This window comes from Lacibacter luteus (assembly GCF_004118265.1).
In the GTDB taxonomy this organism is placed as follows: domain Bacteria; phylum Bacteroidota; class Bacteroidia; order Chitinophagales; family Chitinophagaceae; genus Lacibacter; species Lacibacter luteus.
The window spans coordinates 1-5276 of record NZ_SDHW01000013.1 but is presented as its reverse complement, the minus strand read 5'-3'; the positions used below and the strand labels follow the sequence as shown (position 1 = coordinate 5276).

At 47.3% G+C, this 5276-nt stretch carries 2 tRNA genes and 2 rRNA genes; all 4 read right to left on the bottom strand.

What is annotated here, in order from left to right:
- Positions 1-82: 82 nt before the first annotated feature.
- Positions 83-2958, bottom strand: a 23S ribosomal RNA gene (locus ESA94_RS21260).
- 161 nt (positions 2959-3119) lie between these two features.
- Positions 3120-3193: transfer RNA gene (locus ESA94_RS21255), tRNA-Ala, on the bottom strand.
- Between the two features lie 11 nt (positions 3194-3204).
- Positions 3205-3279: transfer RNA gene (locus tag ESA94_RS21250), tRNA-Ile, on the bottom strand.
- A 118-nt stretch (positions 3280-3397) separates the two neighbouring features.
- A 16S ribosomal RNA gene (locus tag ESA94_RS21245) occupies positions 3398-4928 on the bottom strand.
- The 16S and 23S rRNA genes sit together here with 2 tRNA genes alongside, the layout of an rRNA operon.
- Positions 4929-5276 lie beyond the last annotated feature (348 nt).

Below are 5276 nucleotides of genomic sequence, written 5' to 3'. Positions count from 1 at the left end.
TTTATCTCTCAAAAATGGAGAGGTTAGATGAGATAATAAGATCATATTGGGAAAAGTTGTAATTGCAGTTAACGATTAAAAAAAATTAAAGCTTACGGGTAATTAGTACTACTCGACTTTACTGTTACCAGTTTTACATCTGTAGCCTATCAACGTCATCGTCTTTGACGGCCCTTAAAAGTAAACTCATCTTGTAGAAGGTTTCACGCTTAGATGCTTTCAGCGTTTATCCTTTCCGTACATAGCTACTCTGCATTGCACCTGGCGGCACAACAGATACACCAGCGGTACGTACGACCCGGTCCTCTCGTACTAAGGTCATGCCTACTCAATTTACTAACGCCCACCACAGATAGGGACCGAACTGTCTTGCGACGTTCTGAACCCAGTTCACGTGCCACTTTAATCGGCGAACAGCCGAACCCTTGGGACCTTCTCCAGCCCCAGGATGTGACGAACCGACATCGAGGTGCCAAACCTCCCCGTCGATATGAGCTCTTGGGGGAGATCAGCCTGTTATCCCCGGAGTACCTTTTATCCTTTGAGCGACGGCCCTTCCATGCAGAACCGCCGGATCACTTTAGCCAGCTTTCGCTCCTGCTCGACCTGTATGTCTCACAGTCAAGCACCCTTATACTAATGCGCTCTACGTACGATTACCAACCGTACTGAGGGTACCTTTGCGAGCCTCCGTTACTTTTTAGGAGGCGACCACCCCAGTCAAACTACCCACCATGCACTGTCACCCGTCAGGGTTTAGATTCTAAATCAAAGAAGGTTGGTATTTCAACGACCGCTCCACAACTGCTGGCGCAGCTGCTTCAAAGCGTCCCAACTATGCTACACATCCGTAATTCAAAATCAATGCAAAGTTGTAGTGAAGGTTCACGGGGTCTTTCCGTCCCGTGGCGGGTAACCGGCATCTTCACCGATACTACAATTTCACCGGGCTCGTGGAGGAGACAGTGTTCAACTCATTAGACCATTCGTGCAGGTCGGAACTTACCCGACAAGGAATTTCGCTACCTTAGGACCGTTATAGTTACGGCCGCCGTTTACTGGGGCTTCAGTCAGAAGCTTTGGCTTGCGCCGAACATCCTTCCTTAACCTTCCAGCACCGGGCAGGTATCAGGCTCTATACGTCATCTTTCGATTTTGCAGGGCCCTGTGTTTTTGCTAAACAGTTGGTTGAACCATTTTACTGAGACCTACCGAAGTAGGTACGCTTTATCCCGAAGTTACAGCGTCAATTTGCCTAGTTCCTTCTCCACGGCTCACCCGAGCGCCTGAGAATATTCATCCCGTCCACCTGTGTCGGTTTACGGTACGGGTTGTTTATGCCTAGCCTTAGAGGTTTTTCTCGGAGGTCTGATTAGGATCACTATCCACGCTGCCGAAGCTTTGCGGTACTATCACGTTCGACATTTCTTGCGGATTTACCTGCAAAAAATATATCTACACGCTTTAACCTGGTATTCCGTAACCAGGCGGATCTTTCACTACCCCGTCACCCCATCGAAACATAAACAAGTGTTGGAATATTAACCAACTTGCCATCAGGTGCGCCTTTCGGCTTTCCCTAAGGACCCGACTAACCCTGATCTGATTAACATTGATCAGGAAACCTTGGACTTACGGCGAAGTAGTTTTTCACTACTTTTATCGCTACTCATTCCTACATTTTCTTTTGAAATCGCTCCAGCATCCATCACCAGACACCTTCGCAGCAGATTTCAATGCTCCCCTACCAATTGTACAAGTACAATTTTAGAACTTCGGTTCGTAGTTTGATGCCCGATCATTTTCCGTGCGGGACCTCTCGACCAGTGAGCTGTTACGCACTCTTTAAATGAATTGCTGCTTCCAAGCAAACATCCTGGCTGTTATAGAAGTCCTACCTCGTTTGTTCAACTTAACTACGTATTAGGGACCTTAGTTGCTAATCTGGGTTATTTCCCTCTCGGCCACGGACCTTAGCGCCCGCAGCCTCACTCCCGGAGATATGTATAAGCATTCGGAGTTTGTCAGGGTTTGGTAGGCGGTGAAGCCCCCTAGCCCAATCAGTAGCTCTACCTCTTATACACTTCTTAAATCCGAGGCTGTTCCTAAAAACATTTCGGGGAGAACGAGCTATCTCTCAGTTTGATTGGCCTTTCACCCCTATCCACAGGTCATCCCATAACTTTTCAACGTTAATGAGTTCGGTCCTCCATTCTGTGTTACCAGAACTTCAACCTGCCCATGGATAGATCACAAAGTTTCGCGTCTACCCCCACTGACTAAGCGCCCTGTTCGGACTCGCTTTCGCTTCGGCTCCGTTACTGAAGAACTTAACCTCGCCAGTGAGGAGTAACTCGTAGGATCATTATGCAAAAGGCACGCCGTCATCCATTGCTGGACTCCGACCGCTTGTAGGCGCACGGTTTCAGGTACTATTTCACTCCCCTGTTTCGGGGTACTTTTCACCTTTCCCTTACGGTACTGGTTCACTATCGGTGTCTGAGGAGTATTTAGCCTTACCGGATGGTGCCGGCAGATTCAGGCAGGATTCCTCCGGTCCCGCCTTACTCAGGATACTGCTCGTCCCTCTCAATTTCTATCTACAGGGCTATCACCTGCTATGGCTCAACTTTCCAGAAGATTCAATTTGATGAGAGTTTCTAAATGCAGTCCTACAACCCCTAAGCGGCACGCCGCTTAAGTTTGGGCTCTTCCCGTTTCGCTCGCCACTACTCAGGGAATCATTGTTATTTTCTTTTCCTCTCCCTACTTAGATGTTTCAGTTCAGGAGGTTGGCTTCCTTTCGGATAACACACCTTCAGTGTGCTGGGTTGTCCCATTCGGAAATCTTCGGATATAATGCTTGTGTGCAGCTCCCCGAAGCTTATCGCAGCTTACCACGTCCTTCTTCGCCTCTCAGACCCAAGGCATCCACCATGCGCCCTTATTCGCTTTAAAAGAGTTATTATACTTAAATCGCCTTACTATACAATTACAACTTGTTACATCCCAATATGTCAAAGAACTTAATCAAATAAGTCTACACTTAAATGAAAAGCTGATGTTATGATTACGAATCATCAGACCTGAAGTCAACATCAATAAAGAACTAATTTTTGTGGAGGATATCGGAGTCGAACCGATGACCCTCTGCGTGCAAGGCAGATGCTCTAGCCAACTGAGCTAACCCCCCGAGGTTATTTGTAGACCCGCCCAGATTTGAACTGGGGACCCCTACATTATCAGTGTAGTGCTCTAACCAGGCTGAGCTACGGATCTATTTAATCTTTAGCCTAGTGGCCTCAACTATCCATAGCAACTGGCCAACTAACCATTTATAAGAACTTATATCTTGAAAGTGGAAAAGCAACAGCATGTAAATCTAAGCATGCTCTAAAAAGGAGGTATTCCAGCCGCACCTTCCGGTACGGCTACCTTGTTACGACTTAGCCCCAGTCACTAGTTTTACCCTAGGCGGCTCCTTGCGGTTACCGACTTTAGGTACACCCAGCTTCCATGGCTTGACGGGCGGTGTGTGCAAGGTCCGGGAACGTATTCACCGTATCATTGCTGATATACGATTACTAGTGATTCCAGCTTCATGGAGTCGAGTTGCAGACTCCAATCTGAACTGAGAGAGGGTTTTTGGGATTAGCTCCTTATCGCTAAGTGGCAGCCCTTTGTCCCCCCCATTGTAGCACGTGTGTAGCCCTGGGCATAAAGGCCATGATGACTTGACATCATCCCCTCCTTCCTCACGTCTTACGACGGCAGTTTCTTTAGAGTTCCCAGCATTACCTGATGGCAACTAAAGATAGGGGTTGCGCTCGTTGCGGGACTTAACCCAACACCTCACGGCACGAGCTGACGACAGCCATGCAGCACCTTATCACCTGTCTATTGCTAGAAAAATGGCTTTCACCATCGGTCAAGTGACATTCTAGCCCAGGTAAGGTTCCTCGCGTATCATCGAATTAAACCACATGCTCCACCACTTGTGCGGACCCCCGCCAATTCCTTTGAGTTTCAACCTTGCGGTCGTACTTCCCAGGTGGATTACTTAATGCTTTCGCTTAGACACTAACAGTAATATCGCTAATGTCGAGTAATCATCGTTTAGGGCGTGGACTACCAGGGTATCTAATCCTGTTTGATCCCCACGCTTTCGAGCCTCAGTGTCAATCGCTCCGTAGTAAGCTGCCTTCGCAATGGGTGTTCTATGTCATATCTAAGCATTTCACCGCTACATGACATATTCCGCTTACCTCCAGAGAATTCAAGACTAATAGTATCAATGGCAGTTTTCGGGTTAAGCCCAAAGATTTCACCACTGACTTAAAAGCCCACCTACGCTCCCTTTAAACCCAGTGAATCCGGATAACGCTTGCACCCTCCGTATTACCGCGGCTGCTGGCACGGAGTTAGCCGGTGCTTATTCCTCTGGTACCGTCAGTCCCCGTAGAAACAGGGGTTTCGTCCCAAAGAAAAGAAGTTTACAATCCAGAGGACCTTCATCCTCCACGCGGCATGGCTGGTTCAGACTTGCGTCCATTGACCAATATTCCTTACTGCTGCCTCCCGTAGGAGTCGGGCCCGTGTCTCAGTGCCCGTGTGGCTGATCATGCTCTCACATCAGCTACTGATCGTAGGCTTGGTGGGCCGTTACCCCGCCAACTACCTAATCAGACGCACGCCCATCTTTAACCGCCGGAGCTTTAATATCTAAGTGATGCCACTCAAATATACTATGGGATATTAATCCACCTTTCGGTGGGCTATCTCCCAGTTAAAGGAAGGTTGCGTACGTGTTCCGCACCCGTTTGCCGGTCGCCAGCTTCTGTATTGCTACAAAACTGCTGCCCCTCGACTTGCATGTATTAAGCCTGCCGCTAGCGTTCATCCTGAGCCAGGATCAAACTCTCCATTGTAAATGAAGTTTGATACTGACTATTAATTCTCAAGAATTAACAGTTCAAAATCGAATTTTATTACGCTTAAAATTTACCCGTTCTAATTAATTAAAACGTTGCTGTTGCTTCCATTCTTTCAAAGATCTTTTGTTTTTCTTTCTACCCGTTTTTTGAACGGAGTGCAAAGGTAAGTGCCTCAACCATTCCAACCAAACTTTTTTCAATTTATTTTTTAAACTCTTTCCTAACTAACTCATTGAAAAACACTCACTTCATACACCTAAAGAACTGCCGCTTTTCGCTTGCGGGTTGCAAAGGTAACAGCTTCGCACATTACAATCCAAACCTTTTTTAAAGTATTTTGAA